Genomic DNA, 16,428 nt, shown 5'->3' on the forward strand with positions numbered 1-16,428 from the left:
CGTCAGGCCAGCAGCGCGGCGATGCGCTCGCGCTGGCCCGGATCCGGCATGCGCCCCAGCGCGGCGCCGAGGTTGTCGGCCATGTTGCGCGGCTTGGAGGTGGCGGGGATGGCGGCGGTCACGGCGGGGTGGCTGACGATGAATTTCAGGAACAGCTGGCCCCATGAGCCGCAGTCGATGTCGCCCGCCCACGGCGGCAGCGGCCGGTCCTTGACCGCGCGGAACAGCCGGCCGTCCTGGAACGGGCGATTGACCAGCACCGCCACGCCGCGCTCCTGGCACAGCGGCAGCAGCGTTCGCTCTGCATTGCGTTCGGCCACCGAGTAGTTGATCTGCACGAAATCGACGCGCTCGTTGCGCACGATGCGCTCCAGCGCCTCGTGCGCGTCTTCGCGGTAGTGGGTGATGCCCAGGTAGCGGGTGCGGCCTTGCTCCTTCAGCTCGCGCAGGAAGCGCAGGTTGCCTTGCCAGTCGATCAGGTTGTGCACCTGCAGCAGGTCGACCTTGTCGACGCGCAGGTCGGCCAGCGAGCGCCCCCACTGCGCCTGCGCCGGGGCGCCGGACTGGGCCGAGATCTTGGTTGCAAGGAACACGCGCTGCCGGGCGTTGGCCGCGCGCAGCAGGTCGCCGGTCACTGCCTCGGCGCTGCCATAGCTGGGCGCGGTGTCGATGACCGAGCCTTCGGTGCGCAACAGCATCGCCATGACTTCAGCCAGCGGCTTGCGCTCGGTGGCTTCGCTGCTGACGTTGAAGGTGTCGGCCGTGCCCATGCCCACGACGGGCAGGGCCTCGGTGGTGCCGGGTATGTTGCGGCGCAAAGGCACGGCCACGGTGGCGGCGCCGGCGGGCAGGGCGGCGGTGGCGGTCAGCCCGGCGGCCAGGGCCAGGAACGAGCGGCGGTCGATTGGCATGGAAACGGTTCGAGGCGGGTCACACACTGGTTGACCTTAGGCGCTCGCCGCACCCTTGTAAACCGTTGCTTCAGTGCGCTTTCCGGCACGCCGCGCAGTGCGGGCACCGCCGCGCGCACCCTGCGGACGGGGTGCGCGGTACGTCTTTCGCGCCTCAGACCACCGTGGCCAGCCCCAGCGTCAGCAGCAGCGCCACCACCGAGATGATGGTCTCGCACACCGACCAGGTCTGGAAGGTCTGGGTCACGGTCATGTTGAAGTACTCCTTGACCAGCCAGAAGCCACCGTCGTTCACGTGCGACAGGATCAGCGAGCCGGCGCCGGTCGTCAGCACCAGCAGCTCGGGGCGGGTGCCCGGCACGCTGGCGGCGATCGGTGCGACGATGCCGGCGGCGGTGGTCATGGCGACCGTGGCCGAGCCGGTGGCGATGCGGATCATCACGGCGACCAGCCAGCCCAGCACCAGCACCGACACCTGCGCGCTGGTGGCGACATCGACGATGGCGGTGGAGATCCCCGAGTCGCGCAGGATGCGGCCGAAGCCGCCGCCGGCGCCGACCACCAGCGTGATGATGGCGGTGGGCGCCACGCACTCGTTGGTGAACTTCAGGATGGTCTCGCGATTGAACCCGCGCGCCTTGCCGAAGGTGTAGAAGCTCACCAGCGCGGCGATCAGCAGCGCCATCACCGAGTTGCCGATCAGCTTGAGAAAGTCGTTGGCAAAGGTCTTGGGCGTGGTGAAGACGTCGGCCCAACTGCCGATCAGCATCAGCATCACCGGCAGCAGGATGGTGAACACCGTGATGCCGAAGCTCGGCAATTCGTGCGATTCCTTGACGCGCTCATCCTCTTCGGTGAACTGGTCGGCCAGCGGGTTGACCGCGGGCAGCTTGACATAGCGGTCCATCAGCTTGGCAAACAGCGGGCCGGCGATGGCGGCCGTGGGAATGCCCACGATCAGCGCGTACATGATGGTCTTGCCAATGTCCGCGCCGTACGCGGTCACAGCCAGCAGCGCGGCCGGATGCGGCGGGATCAGGCCGTGCACCACCGACAGGCCGGCCACCATCGGAATGCCGACCACTACCATGGACGTGCCGGTGCGCTTGGCTACGTTGAAGGCGATCGGCACCAGCAGCACGAAGCCGACCTCGAAGAACACCGGCAGGCCGACGATAAAGGCGATGGTCGCCATGGCCCAGTGCACATTCTTCGCGCCGAAGAAATCGATCAGCGTGTTGGCGATGCGTTCGGCGCCGCCCGACTCGGCCATCATCTTGCCGAGCATCGTGCCCAGGCCCACCACCAGCGCGATATGGCCAAGGGTGCCGCCGACACCGGCTTCGAATGACTTGACGATGTCGCCCATCGGCATGCCCACGGCAAAGCCGAGCAGCACCGAGACGACGACCAGGGTAATGAAGGGGTTGAGCTTGTAGCGCGCGATCAGCACCACCAGGGCGATCACGGCGATCAGCGCATACACCAAGAGCGTGGTTCCGGTGACGGCACCCATATTGTCTCCTTGCGTGGAAAAAAGGCCGCCTGTGGCGGCAGCAGAGGTTCAGGCTTGTTGTTTTCTCCCCTCTCCCACTTGCGGGAGAGGGGTTGGGAGAGAGGGGCGGGCGCGTGGCAAGCACCGTGGCGGCTCACTTCGTGGTGACGCCGGCCCTCTTCCCCGGCCCCTCTCCCGCGCGCGGGAGAGGGGAGCAAACAGTCGGGAAGCAGTCAATCAAGCAGGCAGCAGGCTCAGGCCGCCGGCTTCTTGTAGGCGATGCAGTCGACTTCGACCTTGCAGTCCACCACCATGCTCGATTGCACGCAGGCGCGTGCGGGCGGGTTTGCGCCGAAATATTCCTTGAAGATCTTGTTGAAAGAGGAAAAGTCGCGCGCATCGTCCAGCCAGACGCCGCAGCGGACCACGTGCTCGGGGCCGTAGCCGGCCTCGGCGAGGATCGCCAGCACGTTCTTGATGGCCTGGTGGGTCTGCGGCACGATGCCGCCGTCGATCAGCTCGCCGTTGACCATCGGCACCTGGCCGGAAACGTAGAGCCAGCCGTCGGCCGCCACTGCGCGGGCAAAGGGCATGTGTGCGCCACCCTGGCCGGTGCCGCCTTCCACGCCGAATCGTTTGATGTCCATGGGTACTCCTGGAATTTGTTGCCTGGGAAAAATCGAAAGAATCGAAGAAAAAAGGGGGAGCGAATCAGTCCGCGCCGCGCGCCAGGAAACGTCCGGCACGGATCCCGGTCGACTGGCGCTGCTGCCATGACAGCTCGCCGTTCACCCAGACCGCGGCAATGCCTTCGGCCGGCTGCATCGGGTCGGTGAAGCTGGCGGCGTCGCGGATGGTGGCGGCGTCGAACAGCACCAGGTCGGCCCAGTAGCCTTCGCGCACAAAACCGCGGCCATGCAGGCCGAAGCGCTCGGCCGACAGGCCGGTCATCTTGTTCACGGCGACGGTGAGCGGGAACAGCTCGCGGTCGCGCGCATAGTGGCCCAGCACGCGCGGGAACGCGCCCCACAGCCGCGGATGCGGCAGCGGGTCGTTGGGCAGCCCATCCGAGCCGACTACCGTGGCGGGGTGGCTCAGGATGCGGTCGACGTCGGCATCTTCCATGCAGTGGTAGACGGCGCCGGCGGGCATCAGCCTGCGCGCGGCCTCGTGCAGGTCGACTTGCCATTCGGTGGCGATATCGGCCAGCAGCCGGCCGCCCATCTCGGGCGCGCCTTCGGACCACGTCACCATGATGTCGAAGTCGCTGGTGACCTGCTTCAGGTCCAGCGTCGACGAGCTGGCGGTATAGGGATAGCAGTCGCAGCCGACCGGCTGCCAGCGCTGGGCGCCGTCGAGCGCGTCGAGCACTTCGGTGCTGCGGCCCCAGTTGTCCACGCCGGCGCACTTCAGGTGCGAGATCACCACCGGCACGCGTGCATGGCGGCCGATGCGGAAGGCTTCGTCCATGGCGTCGAGGATCTCGGCGAACTCGCTGCGCAGGTGAGTGGCGTAGAGCGCGCCGGCATGGGCCAGCGGCTCGGCCAGCGCGAGCACTTCCTCGGTCGGCGCGTTGAAGGCATTGGCGTAGGCCAGTCCGGTGGACAGGCCCAGCGCGCCGTGCTGCAGCGATTCTTCCAACTGCGCGCGCATGGCCGCGATTTCCGCGGGCGTGGCGGCGCGGTCGAGCCGGTCCATATGGTTGCTGCGCAGCGCAGTATGGCCAACCAGCGCGGCAACGTTGATCGCGGGCTGGGCGGCATCGACGGCGTCGACGTAGGCCTTGAAACTGGGGTAGCGGAACGCGTCGGCATGGCCGAGCAGGTTCATCGGGTCGGGCGGATCGCCCGAGAGCGTCACCGGCGCGGCGCTGATGCCGCAGTTGCCGACAATCACGGTGGTCACGCCCTGCGACAGCTTGGGCGTCATCTCGGGCTGGCGCACGACGTTGGTATCGTCGTGCGTATGCACGTCGATAAAGCCCGGTGCCAGCACCAGGCCGTGGCCTTCGACCACGTGCGCGGCGGCATCGGGATCGATCGCGCCGCCTTCATCGATGCGGGCAATGCGGCCGTCGCGCAGCGCCACGTCGGCCAGGCGCGCGGCGGCGCCGGAGCCGTCGATCAGCGTGACGAGGCGGATCAGGGTATCGAACAGGTGTGGCATGGTCAGTCTCCCAGCGGCTGGCGGCTGTCCGGGCCCAGGCTTGGGCCGGCTTCGCCCCGGTGGCTGTCCAGCACGTACTTGAGCCGGCGCAGCCGCTCCTTGCTCAGGTCCGGCTGCAGCAACGCGCACTGGGTGGCCAGCACGTCCAGCACCATCAGCATCGCGTAGCGCGACGCCGACGGCTTGAAAATGAAATCCGTCTCCAGCGTGCGCACCGGCAGCAGCACGTCGGCGCGCGCGGCCAGCGGCGAGCCCAGCGCGGTCACCGCGACCAGCTTCGCGCCGTATTCGCGTGCGATCTCGCAGCTGGCCAGCATCTCCGGCACGCGGCCGCTGGCCGAGAATGCCAGCACCACGTCGTCGCGGCTCAGCGTGGCCGCCACCATCTTCTGCAGCAGCCCGTCCTGGTAGCTCGCCACCGGCTGGCCCAGCCGCGCGAGGCGGTGGCGCGCCTCGTCAGCCATGAATGACGAGCCGCCGCCCATGCCAAAAGCGTAGACCATGCGTGCGCCCAGCAACAGGCGCGCGGCGTCTTCGATCCGCTGCGCGTCCAGCAGGCCGCGGTTGACTTCAAGCGCGGTCAGGATGTCGGCATGGATGCTGTCGGCCAGCGTCGCCGGGGCTTCGGCGGCTGCATCGGCGCCGCCAGGTTGCAGGAATCGCGCGCCCACGGCGGTGGCCTGCGCCAGGCGCAGCTTCAGGTCGCGCACGTCGCGGCAGCCGATGGCCTTGGCAAAGCGGGTCACGCTGGCCTCGCTGACGCCGGCCTTGCGCGCCAGCTCGTTGATGCTCGCCGCGGCGGCGCCGGCCAGGTCTTCCAGCACCACCTGCGCGACCTTCTGCTCGGCCAGGCGCAGCGCGGGGCCGCGCTCGGCGATGCGGGTCAGGATGTCGAAGGGCGCGGTCATGGTCGGTAGCTGGGCGGGGGCGGAGGCAAAGTGGCGCAGGCGGCAGATGCTGCCGGCAGGGGCTATAACAGTGACTGGCGCGGCCTTGCGCGTCGTCGCCGTAGCCGTGGCTGCCATCTGCGTGTTACTTTATAACAAGGATGAAATATCTTATTTTCAGGGCTATCATTACGTCAATCAGATTTTTTCAGGGTGATGACAAGCATGCGTGAAATAAAGTATCAGGCCGGCGTGATCGATCCGCTCAACAAGGCGCTGGGACGCCTGGAAGCCCCGCTGGCACCAGACGCCGCCCGCACCGGCTGGAGCCTGCTGCAGGAAGAGCTGAGCCTGCCGGCCGCGGTGCTTTATGAAGACCGGCTTGCGCATAACCTGGAATGGATGCGCCGCTTCATGGGCGAGTACGGCGTGCAGCTTGCGCCGCATGGCAAGACCACCATGGCGCCCAAGCTGTTCGCGCGCCAGCTCGGCGCCGGCGCGTGGGGCATCACGCTGGCGACCGCGCACCAGACCGCCGCGGCGCATGCGCACGGCGTCAAACGCGTGCTGATGGCCAACCAGCTGGTGGGCCGCCGCAACATGGAAATCATTGCGGACCTGCTGCGCGACGATCCTGGCTTCGAGTTCTTCGCGCTGGTCGATTCCGCCGCGCTGGTCGACCAGCTCGGCAAGTTTTTCCAGGAGCGCGAACAGACGCTGCAGGTGCTGCTCGAACTGGGCGTGGCCGGCGGCCGCACCGGCGTGCGCGACGACGCGCAACAACAGGCCGTGCTCGACGCGCTGGCGCGCTGGCCGCAGGCGCTGTCGCTGGCGGGCGTGGAGATCTATGAAGGCGTGCTGAAAGAAGAGGCCGATATCCGCAGCTTCCTGCAGCGTACCGTGGCGGTGACGCGGCAACTGGCGCAGCAGGGCCGCTTCGGCCGCAGCCCGGTGGTGATGTCGGGCGCCGGCTCGGCCTGGTATGACGTGGTGGCCGAGGAATTCGCGCGCACCGACATCGGCACGCCGATCGACATCGTGCTGCGCCCCGGCTGCTACCTGACCCATGATGTGGGCATCTACCGGGCCGCGCAGCAGCGCATCCTGGCCAGCAACCCGGTCGCGCAGAAAATGCGCGAGGGATTGCTGCCGGCGCTGCAGCTATGGGCCTACGTGCAGTCGATTCCGGAGCCGGACCGCGTCATCATCGGCATGGGCAAGCGCGACGCCGCCTTCGACGCAGGCATGCCGATCCCCGCGCGGCTGTACCGCCCGGGCAGCGAGGCGCCGGTCGACGTGCCCGCGCACTGGGAGGTGACCGGCATGATGGACCAGCACGCCTACCTGCAGGTCAAGCCGGGCGACGACATCCAGGTCGGCGACATGGTCGCCTTCGATATCTCGCACCCGTGCCTGACCTTCGACAAGTGGCGCCATATCCCGGTGCTGGATCGCGACCTGCGCGTGATCGACATCGTGCAAACCTTCTTCTGAGGCGGGCCGCCCCATGAGCATCGATATCCTGGCCTACGGCGAGCCGCTGGTCGAATTCAACCAGCAGCCCGACGATCCCGACCGCTACCTGCAGGGCTTTGGCGGCGATACCTCCAACTTCTGCATCGCCGCGGCCCGGCAGGGCGCGAGCACCGGCTATATCAGCGCGGTCGGCGCCGATACCTTCGGGGAGCGCCTGCGCGCGCTGTGGACGCACGAGCGGGTCGACACGCGCCATGTGCACGTGGACCCGTCCGCGCCCACCGGCGTCTATTTTGTCTCGCACGACAACCACGGCCACCGCTTCGACTACCTGCGCGAAGGGTCCGCCGCCAGCCGCTACCAGCATGAGCAGCTGCCGCTGGGCGCGATCGCCGCGGCGGGATACCTGCACCTGTCGGGCATCAGCCTGGCCATCAGCACCAGCGCCTGCGATGCGGGCCTGGCGGCGATGGAGCATGCGCGCAAGGCCGGCACCAAGGTCACGCTCGACACCAACCTGCGCCTGCGGCTGTGGTCGCTGGCGCGCGCGCGCGGCATCATGCGCGAAGCGTTTACGCTGACCGACGTGTGCCTGCCCAGCTGGGACGACATCACCGTGCTGACCGGGCTGGACGACCGCGATGCCATCGCCGATTACCTGCTCGGCTGCGGCATCGGCCTGGTGGCGCTGAAGCTGGGCGAGGAGGGCGCTTACGTGGCCACGCCCGAAGCGCGCACGCTGGTGGCGCCATATCCGGTCAAGCCGGTCGATGCCACGGGTGCCGGCGATTGCTTCGGCGGCAGCTTCGTCGCGCGCCTGGCGGCGGGCGCCGACCCGTTCGAGGCCGCGCGCTACGCCAACGTGGCGGCGGCGCTGTCCACCACCGGCTATGGCGCGGTGGCGCCGATCCCCGATGCGCAGACCGTCATGGCCCGGCTGGCCGAGTCGGTCTCGGTGATCGGCGGCTGAGCCGTCTGCATTCCCTGACTTTGCCTTCCTGAACCCTTCACCCCGAGACAGACATGCAAAACCAGACTTCCCCGCTGCTCCCCCTGCTGGCCGACGTGCCGGTGATCCCGGTGCTGGAATTCCACTCGGTCGACGAGGCCTTGCACGTGAGCGAGGCGCTGGTCACCGGCGGCCTGCCGCTGCTGGAGATCACGCTGCGCACGCCCGTGGCGATGGACGCCATCAAGGCCGTGGCGGCCGCGCTGCCGCAAGCGTGCGTGGGCGCGGGCACGGTGCTGACGGTCGAGCAGCTGCATGCCGTGCGCGATGCCGGCGCGCAGTTCGCCGTGTCGCCGGGCCTGACCCCGGCGCTGGCGGAGGGCGCGCAGGGCGCGGGGATCTCGCTGTTGCCGGGCGTGGCCACGGCCAGCGAGGCGATGCTGGCGCTGGAAGCCGGCTTTACCTTCCTGAAGTTCTTCCCGGCGCAGGCGGCCGGCGGAGTGCCGATGCTCAAGTCGCTGGGCGGACCGCTGCCGCAGTTGCGCTTCTGCCCGACCGGCGGCATCGATGCCGCGCTGGCGCCGACCTACCTGGCACTGCCTAACGTGGTGTGCGTGGGCGGGTCGTGGGTGGTGCCCAAGGACGCGGTGGCTGGAAAGGACTGGGGCCGCATCCGCTCGCTGGCCGAGCAGGCGCGGGCGCTGCGCAGCAAGGGCTGAGCGCGCGGGCTGGGCGCCCTGGCGCAAGTCAATGCAAAACGGCACGCAGGGCGTGCCGTTTTTTCCTGCCGATGCGGCCACGCCGCATCGTTGCGCGGTTTGGCGATCCGGCTTACTTGTGCCGGTCCGCCGAGCTTTCCAGCTTCTGGCCGCCGCGCTGAATGTCTTGTCCGAGTCCTGCCATCGTGTTGCAGCCAGCCAACAGGGTGGCAAACAGAACGCACCAGATCCAACCTTTCTTCACGCCGGGCTCCTTTCCATTCGGTTGAGGGTTTGACGCAGATTTTACCGTCGCTGTCAGCGCGGTTGATATCTGGTATGTGCCAATTTGTAAATCGTGCAATCGGTGCAACAGTTGCCGGTGGCCGGGCCGGCTGGATTTGTTCAGCCAGCCGGCGTCAGCAGATCGCGGGCGCGCTGCTGGATTGCGCCATGTGTCTGCATCAGCCATGCCGCCGGGAACGGCTGCGCCAGCAGGTAGCCTTGCACGCTGTGGCAGCCCCAGGCGCGCACCGCTTCCAGTTGCTGCCGGGTTTCCACGCCCTTGGCGCAAACTGCCGCGCCGGCACGGCGCGCCATGACGCAGGCGTCGCGCAGGCGCTCGGCCGGCCCCGGGTTGCCCCCGCGCGTGGCGGTGTGGCCCAGCCGGCGTACGTCAAGCGTGACGCTGTCGGGCCGCAGTGCCTCCAGGGCGAGCCGGTTGCCGAGGCTGTCGTCAAAGTCGCCCAGTGCCAGTTGCACCCCCAGCCGGCGCAAGCCGGCAAAGCGCCCGAGGATGCCGGCATCCTGGGGCACAGCGCTGGCAGGCAGCTCGATGGACAGCCGCTCCGGGGCAATGGCGCCGGCATCGAGGGCGCGCGCCAGGGCATCGACCATCTCCGGGCGGTGCAGCTGCGCACTGGACGCCAGCAGCGTAAATTGCAGCGGTGCGAGGGCCTCTGTACTACGTACCAGCGGCAGGACGCCGTCGAGCAGCCAGGCGCCGATACGCCCGACCAGCCCGAGCGCTTCAACCGCCGGCAGGAAGTCCTGCGGCGCCACCCGGCCGAGCACGGGGTTGTGCCAGCGCAGGCGCACGGTATAGCCGCTGACACGGGCGCCATCAAAGTGGGCGCGCGGTTGCAGCTGCAGGCTCAGTTCGCCGCGCTCCAGCGCCTCGGGCAGGGCGGCCAGCAGCGGGGCGGAGGGCGGGGCGGCGGGCTTGTCGGCGCGCGCAAGGCCAGCGCCGCCCTGGCGGACGATGCGCAGCATGGCATCGAATGCCTGCTGCACCCTGCGCTCGGCGGGGATATCAGGGTGGTCGGTGGCGACACCGATGCTGCAGGAGATAAACAGCTCGAAGCCGTCCAGCAGGAACGGGCGGGACAGGTCGCCGGCAATGCGCTCGGCAATTGGCCCGGCATCGGCGCAGCCGGCCGGCAACGCCGTGACCACGCCCAAGTCCGACGCAGCCACCCAGTGCATGACCGCTCCGGGCGGCAGCAGCGCGGCAATGCGGGCCTGCACCAGCGCCTGCAGGCGGGCGGCGCGGTGCGGGCCAAGGGTCTCGCATGCGCTGGCAAAGCGGTCGAGCCGGATCGCCAGCACGGCGGCCAGCGGCGCGCCATCGGCGCGTCGCGCGGCCAGCGCGGACAGCAGTCCGGCCGGGCGCGCCGGGACCATCGCATCGGGCGGCGCCTGCTCGTCCCCCGCTGGCGTCCCGCCGAGATCGTCGGCATCTGGATGCATGAATCGTATTGCGGGCGTCGCCGTGCTGGCAGCGCTGTCCCGCCTCTCCCCGTTGTCAGTGTTCCACGTCTGGCAGGACCGCTGGCGCGGGCCGGCTCCTATCGTCAGGCGTGGCGGCGCACGCCTGCTGCAGCCGCACAACGGGCTGCAAGGCCCGATCATAAGCCAAGCCAGGCGGCAGGACCTTGCAAGTTGCGACAAGTTGCGGACTGCGCACCTGTTGCTTGACGGGAATCAACGCGGCGCCAAGTGGCCACGGGATGGGGTTTGACTGACCAGATGCGCGGCATCAGCCGGTCGTCTCTTCCTCCGGACCGTCTTCGGGCGGCAGGCGCGAGGCCAGCACCTTGTCGATGCGCTTGCCATCCATGTCGATGATCTCGAAGCGCCAGTCGCCCCATTGGACGTTGTCGGCGATCTGCGGCAGGCGTCCGAGCAGCAACAGCAACATGCCCGACAGCGTGTGATAGCGTTCCTTTTCTTCTTCCGGCACCTGGCGCAGCCCGATGCGGTCCTTCAGTTCGGGGATGGGGATCAGGCCATCGAGCAGCCATGAGCCATCCTCGCGCTGCACAGCCCATTCCTCGCCGGCGGCCTCCGCCTTGAACTCGCCGGTGATGGCTTCGATCAGGTCCTGCAGTGTCACCAGCCCCAGCACCTCGCCGTATTCGTCGATGACAAAGGCCACCTGGCCGCCGGATATGCGGAAATTTTCCAGCAACTCCATCCCGGTCACGCTTTCGGGCACGAACACCGCCGGCTGCACCACCGCCATCAGGTCGGCTTCTTCGCCGCGCAGCCGGCGTGCCAGCAGCTGGCGTGCGCTGACCACCCCGACGATGTCGTGCATGCCGCCGCGCACCGCCGGGAAGCGGGAGTGATCGGATTCCTCGATACGGCGCAGGTTTTCGTCCAGCGGCGCCTCGACGTCCAGGTAGACGACGTCGCCGCGCGGCACCATCAGCGAGGCAAGTTGGCGGTCGTCGAGGCGGAACACGTTACGCACCATGGTGTGCTCATGCTGCTCGATCACGCCCGCCTCGGAACCTTCCACCAGAAGTGCGTGGATTTCTTCCTGGGTCACGCCGGGGCCACGGTCGGTCTTGCTGCCAATCAGCCGCAGTACCAGCCGGGTGGAACTCGACAGCAGCTTGACGAACGGGGTGGATGCCACCGCCAGCCAGGAAATCGGGCGCGCCACCAGGCGCGCGATCGCTTCGGGGGCCATCTGGCCCAGGCGCTTGGGCACCAGTTCGCCCAGCACGATGGAAAAGTAAGTCAGGCCCGCCACCACGATCGCCGTGGCGACGTAGCCAGCGGTGGAAGAGGCCATGCCAACGCTTTGCAGCCAAACGCCGAAAGGCTGTGCCAGCGTCGATTCGCCGACCACGCCGTTGAGCACGCCGATCGACGTGATGCCAATCTGCACCGTCGACAGGAAGCGCGTGGGATCTTCGCCCAGCTTGGCGGCTGCGATCGCCCCCCGGTCGCCGTTCTCGATCTGGCGTTGCAGGCGCGCCTTGCGCGCAGTGACCAGCGCGATCTCCGACATCGCGAACAGGCCGTTCAGCAAGATCAGCGCCAGTAATATGGCAATTTCCATCAAAGTGCGCGCCCTTTGCGCGCCCGGTGTTCCAAAAGATCAAGCATACCATTCGGCCGTTACAGGAAGCCTGCACAGTGACGCCCGCGCCGCAAAGCTGTCAACGCACTCCTGCAAGGCAGCAAACGCCGCACCACCGCACTACGCAACGAGGCGGCAGGGAATTGCGGTCATTACCTGGCAGGTAGTCGCTCCCGCCGTCCGACCATGCTGTAATAGGCGCATGGAAACGCTGACACCCGCCTCCGAAGCTACCCTCGACTTCCCCGGCCTGCTGCGCTACTGGCGCGGCAAGCGCGGCTACAGCCAGCTCGCGCTGTCGCTGGCCGCCGGGGTTTCGCAGCGCCATATCTCCTTCCTGGAATCCGGCCGTGCCCGGCCCAGCCGCGAAATGGTGCTGGCGCTGGCCGAGCGCCTGGGCGTGCCGCTGCGGCAGCGCAACCGCATGCTGCTGGCGGGCGGCTTCGCGCCGGCGTACAGCGAGCACGCGCTGGCGTCGCCGCCGCTGCAAATGGTGCAGCAGGCGATCGCGCTGATCCTGTCCAAGCAGGAGCCGTACCCGGCCGTGGTGCTGGACCGTTTCTGGAACCTGGTCGATGCCAACCATGCCTACCGGCGCATGCTTGATACGCTGCTCGACGGACGCGCGCCCGCGTCGCTGGCGGATGGCGACGGGCAGGCCGGCGGTCCGCGCCGCGTCAATCTGATGCTGTCGGTGTTCGACCCGAAGGGGCTGTGGCCGGTGATCGAGAACGCGCGCCAGGTCGGACGCTACCTGCTGCGGCGCGTCTGGCAGGAACTGCAAGTGCAGGCGCACGACCAGATCGCGCGCGAGATCTTTCGGCGCATCGCCGCGTGGCACCCCGACATGGTCGGCCCCGGTGGCGTGCTGCTGCCCGACGAAGACGGCGGCGAAGGACCACCGCCACCGGTACTGCCGGTGGTGCTTCACGCCGGCGCGTTCCGTGCGTCGCTGTTCTCGACGCTGACCACGCTTGGCATTCCGCAGGACATCACGCTGCAGGAGCTGCGCATCGAGTCCTTCTTCCCTGCCGACGAAGCGACGCGCGCCCTGTTCGAAACGCTGGGCGCCGCGCAGCCACCGGCGCTCAGAAGCGGTAGCGCAGGTAGATGACGTGGAAGGTGGTGCCAGGATTGGGCTCCTTGATGCCGCCGTTGGACAGGTGCTGGAAGCGGTAGCCGGCGGTAAAGCGCCGGTCCGAGCCGAAGGTCACGCCGACACCGGCGGATTCCGCGAACTGGAACGCAGTGGAAATGACATGGTCGTCCGAGGTTCGCGTCCCGGTCATCAGGCGCGGGCCGACAGACAGTTCCAGAAACGGCGCCCACGCGTGCTTCCACCAGCCGATCCGCACCACCGGCGAGGCACCGAACTCCCACAGGTCATGCGGATTGTTGTCGCTGCTGCTGTTCCAGCGCGCGATATTGACTTCCCATTGAAGATCGACCAGCCAGCCCTGCGGATTGCCCCACGCAAAGCCTGAATCCCACAGCATGGCCACTTCGGCCTTCTGCACGTGATGGGTTTCGTCGAAGCCGTACCCCAGCTGCACGGCCGGCGCGGCGTGGGCCGTGCCGTGAACCAGGTGCAAGGCCAGCAGACCCGCGGCGGCGGCCTGGCGCACCGCCTGCAGCGCTATGCGCCGCTGTCGATGCCATGGAGACCTCGCGCGTGCCGGTGACATGGGGTGGAGGTCGGCAAGACTGGCTCGGCGATCTTGTCCGGCTTCTTGGTCTTGTTGGCGCATGGAAAGCAAGCTTGGGTTGCTGCGTTGCTGTCGGACTTCGCATCGGGCGGCATCCGTCACGGGCGCCGCCATGCAAGGCCGGCCTCCATACCCTATTTGTAGTACACCGGCAGGCACATTGCTGGCGTGGGGTGCGGAGCTGCGCAATCCAGGCGCCTGTGCGCAACGCATGCAAAGCGACCAGATGGTGCCTGTCGTGTGCGACAATGCGGCTCGCTTTTTCCCGTCTATACGAGGGCAATTCAATGATGTTCCGCATGTTTGGGCATGCTGCCGCGCTCGCCGGTTGCATGTTCGGTCTGGCCGTGCCGACCGCCCACGCTGAAGGCAGTGCCATGCCCGCCCAGCGTCCGGCCGCAGCGGCCGGCCTCTATGAGTGCCAGATGCCCGGCGCTGGCACCGTCTTCCGCGCCACGCCCAAGGAAGGCTGCCGCCAGGTCGCCGCGCCCGACGCCGGCGCACCCGACCCGCAGCGCTGGTTGCCGCTGATGGGCGCCAACGGCGTGATCTCGTATGTCGACCAGTCCGCGACCCGGCGCCAGGGTAGCCAGGTCGGCGTCGTGCTGATGCGCAATTCACCGTCCGGCGTCATCCGCACCGCCAGCGGCGAGCCGATCCGTTCTTCGCTCAGGCGCATGGTGCTTGACTGCGCCACCTCGATGTTCGCGGTGGTCGAGCAGACGCTGTACAGCAAGCGCTATGCGCGCGGCAACCCGCTCTATACGATCCGCGCGCCGCAGTCCGGCACCTTCCAGCCTGCCGGCCCCGGCACGATCGCGGGTGAACTGCTGCGCAGGTTGTGCCGCTGAGCTGAGTGGCCTGCGCCCGGTCACCGGCGCCCTTGTCAGGGTTTGTCCCGGTCAACCGCGTGCAAAGCGTCCTCGTTGATGCAAATGAACCGGCGCGATGGCGTGCCGGTCATTGCAGGCATTCCCACACGCAGGGCTCAAGAGGAGACCGAAAATGAAGAAGTGGATCGTCATGCTGTCGCTGGCAATGTTCGGTGCAGGCGCGATGGCGCAGGCAACGCCGGCAACCCCCGCCACGCCGGCGGCACCGGCTGCCGACAAGGCCACCCCGGCCAAGGCCGACAGCAAGAACAAGGCGAAGGCCAAGAAGACCAGCGCCAAGAAAAAGAAGAGCCACGCACCCGGAACCAAGGACCCGATGACGAACAAAGGCGCCTGAGCGCGCTGCCGATGGCGTGGGACGCCCGGCTCCCCGGAAAGCGGGGAAGCAGGCGGTGTCCGTCGCGCCATGCCGCCGCGCTGCGAGAGCGTGACACGCCAGGCGGGGATATGCGCCCGCCGCGCGCACGACAAACCGTGGCACGCCATGCAGTGCCTTCCGGGGGGGAAAGGCAGGGTCGTCGCGGTGGATCGAGACAGGAGGCTACGGCCTCCTTCTTTTTATTCCGGCGCGCGGCGTTGCTGGCTCAGTCGCCGCTACGCGCGATCCGCTCAGCCGTCGACGTGGCGCGCCTTCCATTGCCCGCTGGGCTGCTTGCAGAACCAGCCTTTCCAGTGCTCCTGCGAGCTGCCGCGCTTGAGTTCCGACTCCAGCCGCCGGCACTGCTGGCCCTTGTCGGTCTTGCTTTCAACGGGAGTGATGGTGCCATCGACCTGCGGGCGCCGGCCGTTGGCTGGATAGGTCCACGTCACCGACTGGCCGTCGGCAGTATCGTTCAGCGCCTTGCGCACCGATTGCGACAGCGAGGCGCCTTCCTTCTCGTTGAGCGTGCCGATGATGGATCCGCTCAGGTAGTTGTCGAAGTACGCGTGGGCCGGCGTGGCCATGGCGAGCAGCACCGTGGAGCCGAGCACGCCGGCGATGGCGGCGCGGATGGAGGGACGGGTGGCCGGGCGGGCAGTGCGGTCTGGTTGCCGAGGTAGCATGACGATTCCTTTGGCTTCGTGTTGGCATGCCGCGAGCCGCGGGGAGGGCATTGCGCGGGCAAGCCGGATGGGTCGTTTGGGTGGCATTGTAAGCGCAATGCCGCGCTGGCGACGACCACTTTGCCGCATTGCGGCGGCGCCGGCGCGGTTGACACCGGCATGGCGCTGACCTAGCGTTGATTGCTGCCCCAACGCTTGCCATCCCTTGTTCCGCAGCAGCTGTCAGCGGTGCCCGCCGCAAAGTGCAAGCGCCTTTCCCCCGAGAGGAGACCTCATGAAGCTGCGCTATCTCATCATCGGTCTGGCCGGTGCCTGCGCCTTCGGCGCGCTGCACGCCCAGACCGGCAAGGCCGACAAGTTCAACCCCTACACCGACGGCGCCAGGCAGGACAAGTTCAGCACGTACACGGATGGGGCCAGGCAGGACAAGTTCAGTCCCTATTCGGATGGCGCAAAGAGCGACAACGTGACCTCGCTCAACCCCGGTGCTCGGCCGGACCAGATGGAACCGATCCAGGGCGGGGCGCAGAAGTCGTTTGATTCCTACAGCCAGGGCGGCATGAAGAGCGGCAAGTTCGATACGTACTCCGAAGGCGCCAAGAGCGGGAAGTTCGACCCCTACAGCGAAGGGGCCAAAAAGTAACACTGTATTAAAAGTGTGGAGCGCGGGGTGTCGGCGGGCACCCCGGTCAATCACGCTTGCCGCGAGGTCCGACGAGCTTAACGCTCGCCCGCACTCGAGCGGTGTGACCCTAACGCCCGGAAACCCTTGCCCGGAGCGGCTTTCGGGCAACCTCACCAACATTTTGTTTCAAACCTTGCGTGATCGA

The 16,428-nt window shown here is 67.9% G+C and carries 17 protein-coding genes; 7 read left to right on the forward strand and 10 right to left on the reverse strand.

Annotated features, from left to right (window positions below; genetic code table 11):
• Positions 1-2: 2 nt before the first annotated feature.
• From CTP10_RS22670 to CTP10_RS22690, 5 genes are all read right to left on the reverse strand, one after another.
• Entirely contained in the window at positions 3-911 is a 909-nt protein-coding gene (locus tag CTP10_RS22670; protein ID WP_116322185.1) for an aldo/keto reductase, read from the reverse strand.
• 154 nt (positions 912-1,065) lie between these two features.
• Positions 1,066-2,427, reverse strand: coding sequence for a GntP family permease (locus tag CTP10_RS22675; RefSeq protein WP_116322184.1), 1,362 nt, complete (start codon positions 2,425-2,427; stop codon positions 1,066-1,068).
• A 233-nt stretch (positions 2,428-2,660) separates the two neighbouring features.
• A complete protein-coding gene (locus CTP10_RS22680) occupies positions 2,661-3,053 on the reverse strand; it encodes a RidA family protein (protein WP_116322183.1) in 393 nt (130 codons plus the stop codon).
• A gap of 64 nt (positions 3,054-3,117) precedes the next feature.
• Entirely contained in the window at positions 3,118-4,572 is a 1,455-nt protein-coding gene (locus CTP10_RS22685) for an N-acyl-D-amino-acid deacylase family protein (protein ID WP_116322182.1), read from the reverse strand.
• A gap of 2 nt (positions 4,573-4,574) precedes the next feature.
• The gene (locus tag CTP10_RS22690; RefSeq protein ID WP_116322181.1) at positions 4,575-5,480 is read right to left on the reverse strand and encodes a MurR/RpiR family transcriptional regulator; all 906 of its coding nucleotides are present in this window, start codon (positions 5,478-5,480) and stop codon (positions 4,575-4,577) included.
• Positions 5,481-5,684: 204 nt separating this feature from the next.
• Here CTP10_RS22690 and CTP10_RS22695 point away from each other — a divergent pair, with 204 nt between their 5' ends.
• Genes CTP10_RS22695 through CTP10_RS22705 form a run of 3 tightly spaced genes read left to right on the forward strand, consistent with a single transcriptional unit; the run spans position 5,685 to position 8,603 of the window.
• Complete coding sequence (locus tag CTP10_RS22695) at positions 5,685-6,953, forward strand: amino acid deaminase (RefSeq protein ID WP_116322211.1); 1,269 nt, start codon at positions 5,685-5,687, stop codon at positions 6,951-6,953.
• A gap of 13 nt (positions 6,954-6,966) precedes the next feature.
• Positions 6,967-7,905 carry a sugar kinase gene (locus CTP10_RS22700; RefSeq protein WP_116322179.1) on the forward strand — a complete coding sequence of 313 codons (939 nt, stop codon included), beginning with the start codon at positions 6,967-6,969 and terminating at the stop codon, positions 7,903-7,905.
• Positions 7,906-7,958: 53 nt separating this feature from the next.
• On the forward strand, positions 7,959-8,603 hold the full coding sequence (locus CTP10_RS22705; protein ID WP_116322178.1) for a bifunctional 4-hydroxy-2-oxoglutarate aldolase/2-dehydro-3-deoxy-phosphogluconate aldolase: 645 nt from the start codon (positions 7,959-7,961) through the stop codon (positions 8,601-8,603).
• A 112-nt stretch (positions 8,604-8,715) separates the two neighbouring features.
• Here the strand turns inward: CTP10_RS22705 and CTP10_RS22710 are convergent, their stop codons facing one another.
• The 3 genes from CTP10_RS22710 to CTP10_RS22720 form a co-directional block, all read right to left on the reverse strand.
• Positions 8,716-8,847, reverse strand: a complete 132-nt coding sequence (locus CTP10_RS22710; protein ID WP_010814145.1) for an entericidin A/B family lipoprotein — start codon at positions 8,845-8,847, stop codon at positions 8,716-8,718.
• A gap of 140 nt (positions 8,848-8,987) precedes the next feature.
• The gene (locus CTP10_RS22715) at positions 8,988-10,331 is read right to left on the reverse strand and encodes a GGDEF domain-containing protein (RefSeq protein ID WP_116322177.1); all 1,344 of its coding nucleotides are present in this window, start codon (positions 10,329-10,331) and stop codon (positions 8,988-8,990) included.
• 289 nt (positions 10,332-10,620) lie between these two features.
• Positions 10,621-11,934: a hemolysin family protein gene (locus CTP10_RS22720; RefSeq protein WP_116322175.1), complete on the reverse strand. Its 1,314-nt coding sequence runs from the start codon at positions 11,932-11,934 to the stop codon at positions 10,621-10,623.
• A gap of 223 nt (positions 11,935-12,157) precedes the next feature.
• Between CTP10_RS22720 and CTP10_RS22725 the strand changes: the two genes are divergently transcribed.
• A complete protein-coding gene (locus CTP10_RS22725) occupies positions 12,158-13,069 on the forward strand; it encodes a helix-turn-helix domain-containing protein (RefSeq protein WP_116322174.1) in 912 nt (303 codons plus the stop codon).
• Here the strand turns inward: CTP10_RS22725 and CTP10_RS22730 are convergent.
• The gene (locus CTP10_RS22730) at positions 13,044-13,640 is read right to left on the reverse strand and encodes an acyloxyacyl hydrolase (protein ID WP_116322173.1); all 597 of its coding nucleotides are present in this window, start codon (positions 13,638-13,640) and stop codon (positions 13,044-13,046) included. The two genes, CTP10_RS22725 and CTP10_RS22730, sit on opposite strands and share 26 nt — an antisense overlap.
• A 308-nt stretch (positions 13,641-13,948) precedes the next feature.
• Here CTP10_RS22730 and CTP10_RS22735 point away from each other — a divergent pair, with 308 nt between their 5' ends.
• A complete protein-coding gene (locus CTP10_RS22735; RefSeq protein WP_116322172.1) occupies positions 13,949-14,512 on the forward strand; it encodes a surface-adhesin E family protein in 564 nt (187 codons plus the stop codon).
• A gap of 154 nt (positions 14,513-14,666) precedes the next feature.
• A complete protein-coding gene (locus CTP10_RS22740) occupies positions 14,667-14,891 on the forward strand; it encodes a hypothetical protein (protein WP_116322171.1) in 225 nt (74 codons plus the stop codon).
• A 272-nt stretch (positions 14,892-15,163) separates the two neighbouring features.
• Here CTP10_RS22740 and CTP10_RS22745 read toward each other — a convergent pair whose 3' ends face one another.
• Positions 15,164-15,598, reverse strand: coding sequence for an RT0821/Lpp0805 family surface protein (locus CTP10_RS22745; protein WP_116322170.1), 435 nt, complete (start codon positions 15,596-15,598; stop codon positions 15,164-15,166).
• Between the two features lie 274 nt (positions 15,599-15,872).
• On the opposite strand from CTP10_RS22745, the gene CTP10_RS22750 reads away from it, so the two are divergent.
• Positions 15,873-16,241, forward strand: coding sequence for a hypothetical protein (locus tag CTP10_RS22750; RefSeq protein WP_116322169.1), 369 nt, complete (start codon positions 15,873-15,875; stop codon positions 16,239-16,241).
• Positions 16,242-16,428 lie beyond the last annotated feature (187 nt).

The organism is Cupriavidus sp. P-10 (assembly GCF_003402535.2).
Lineage (GTDB): Bacteria > Pseudomonadota > Gammaproteobacteria > Burkholderiales > Burkholderiaceae > Cupriavidus.

Bases quoted from the DNA above. Each gene is read 5' to 3' on its own strand.
- CTP10_RS22740 (WP_116322171.1), top strand. From the start codon at position 14,667: ATGAAGAAGTGGATCGTCATGCTGTCGCTGGCAATGTTCGGTGCAGGC.
- CTP10_RS22730 (WP_116322173.1), bottom strand. From the start codon at position 13,640: ATGTCACCGGCACGCGCGAGGTCTCCATGGCATCGACAGCGGCGCATA.
- CTP10_RS22745 (WP_116322170.1), bottom strand. From the start codon at position 15,598: ATGCTACCTCGGCAACCAGACCGCACTGCCCGCCCGGCCACCCGTCCC.
- CTP10_RS22690 (WP_116322181.1), bottom strand. From the start codon at position 5,480: ATGACCGCGCCCTTCGACATCCTGACCCGCATCGCCGAGCGCGGCCCC.
- CTP10_RS22750 (WP_116322169.1), top strand. From the start codon at position 15,873: ATGAAGCTGCGCTATCTCATCATCGGTCTGGCCGGTGCCTGCGCCTTC.
- CTP10_RS22715 (WP_116322177.1), bottom strand. From the start codon at position 10,331: ATGCATCCAGATGCCGACGATCTCGGCGGGACGCCAGCGGGGGACGAG.
- CTP10_RS22700 (WP_116322179.1), top strand. From the start codon at position 6,967: ATGAGCATCGATATCCTGGCCTACGGCGAGCCGCTGGTCGAATTCAAC.
- CTP10_RS22685 (WP_116322182.1), bottom strand. From the start codon at position 4,572: ATGCCACACCTGTTCGATACCCTGATCCGCCTCGTCACGCTGATCGAC.
- CTP10_RS22680 (WP_116322183.1), bottom strand. From the start codon at position 3,053: ATGGACATCAAACGATTCGGCGTGGAAGGCGGCACCGGCCAGGGTGGC.
- CTP10_RS22720 (WP_116322175.1), bottom strand. From the start codon at position 11,934: ATGGAAATTGCCATATTACTGGCGCTGATCTTGCTGAACGGCCTGTTC.
- CTP10_RS22695 (WP_116322211.1), top strand. From the start codon at position 5,685: ATGCGTGAAATAAAGTATCAGGCCGGCGTGATCGATCCGCTCAACAAG.
- CTP10_RS22725 (WP_116322174.1), top strand. From the start codon at position 12,158: ATGGAAACGCTGACACCCGCCTCCGAAGCTACCCTCGACTTCCCCGGC.
- CTP10_RS22735 (WP_116322172.1), top strand. From the start codon at position 13,949: ATGATGTTCCGCATGTTTGGGCATGCTGCCGCGCTCGCCGGTTGCATG.
- CTP10_RS22705 (WP_116322178.1), top strand. From the start codon at position 7,959: ATGCAAAACCAGACTTCCCCGCTGCTCCCCCTGCTGGCCGACGTGCCG.
- CTP10_RS22670 (WP_116322185.1), bottom strand. From the start codon at position 911: ATGCCAATCGACCGCCGCTCGTTCCTGGCCCTGGCCGCCGGGCTGACC.
- CTP10_RS22675 (WP_116322184.1), bottom strand. From the start codon at position 2,427: ATGGGTGCCGTCACCGGAACCACGCTCTTGGTGTATGCGCTGATCGCC.